Source organism: Pseudomonas sp. (assembly GCF_037994325.1).
Taxonomy (GTDB): Bacteria; Pseudomonadota; Gammaproteobacteria; order Pseudomonadales; family Pseudomonadaceae; genus Aquipseudomonas.
The window spans coordinates 1-1,159 of sequence record NZ_JBBNAH010000284.1 but is presented as its reverse complement, the minus strand read 5'-3'; the positions used below and the strand labels follow the sequence as shown (position 1 = coordinate 1,159).

Annotated in this window: 1 protein-coding gene; it reads right to left on the bottom strand. The window is 58.8% G+C overall.

Annotation, left to right across the window (positions count from 1 at the left end):
- Nucleotides 1-1,159: glutamine synthetase family protein (locus tag AAAB16_RS09550; protein WP_340663119.1), on the bottom strand; the 1,159-nt coding region annotated here is incomplete at both ends.

The following is a 1,159-nucleotide window of genomic DNA, read 5'->3' as shown; positions in this document are numbered from 1 at the left end:
CTCAAGGTCGGAGATGGAGTTCTCGAACTCGGCCAGCTCGCTTTCCTTGCACGCCACGAACACGTCGATGTACATCGGGTCGATGTAACGGGCCATGACTTCGCTGTCGTCCAGCTCGCGCAGTGCATCGCGCAGGTTGTTCGGCAGGCTCTGCTCGTTCTGCTCGTAGGAGTTGCCTTCTACGGGCGGGCTCGGCTCGATTTTGTTGGTCAAGCCGTGGTGCACGCCGGCCAATACGGCCGAGAGCAGCAAGTACGGGTTGGCGTCGGCGCCAGCAACACGGTGCTCAATACGCACCGCGTCGCGGGTGTCGTTGGGTACGCGCAGGGCCACGGTACGGTTGTCGATGCCCCAGCTCGGCGAGTTCGGCACATAGAACTGCGCGCCGAAACGACGGTAAGAGTTGACGTTCGGGCAAAGGAACGCCATCGACGCCGACATGGTTTCCAGCACACCGCCAATGGCATGGCGCAGCGGCGCATTTTGTTCTGGGTCGTCGCAGGCAAAGATGTTGTTGCCGTCTTTATCCAGAATGGAAATGTGCACGTGCAAACCGTTGCCCGCTTGGTTCGGGTACGGCTTGGCCATGAAGGTGGTGTCCATCTCATGGTCATAGGCGATGTTTTTCACCAGACGCTTGAGCAGCAGGGCGTAGTCGCACGCCTTGATGGGGTCGGCCACATGGTGAAGGTTGACTTCGAATTGCGCTGGAGCACTTTCCTTAACGATGGCGTCAGCAGGAATGCCCTGCTCTTTGGCGCCTTCGAGAATGTCTTGCAGACATTCGGCGTACTCGTCCAGGTCATCGATCAGATACACCTGGGTGGAGATCGGACGCTTGCCTGACAGTGGCGACAGCGGCGGTTGAGGCCGGCCGTTCACGTTGGCTTGGTCGATCAGGTAAAACTCAAGTTCAAACGCAGCGCAAATGGTAAGGCCCAGTTCGTCGAACTTCGCGACCACCTGCCGCAACACTTCCCGCGGGTCAGCGAAAAACGGCTCGCCTTCCAGCTCGTGCATGGTCATTAACAGTTGCGCGGTCGGACGCTTCTGCCAAGGCTCATTACACAGGGTGTTGGGAATGGGGTAGCAGATACGGTCGGCATCGCCGATATCCAAACCCAGACCGGTGCTTTCCACGGTCGAGCCATTGATATCA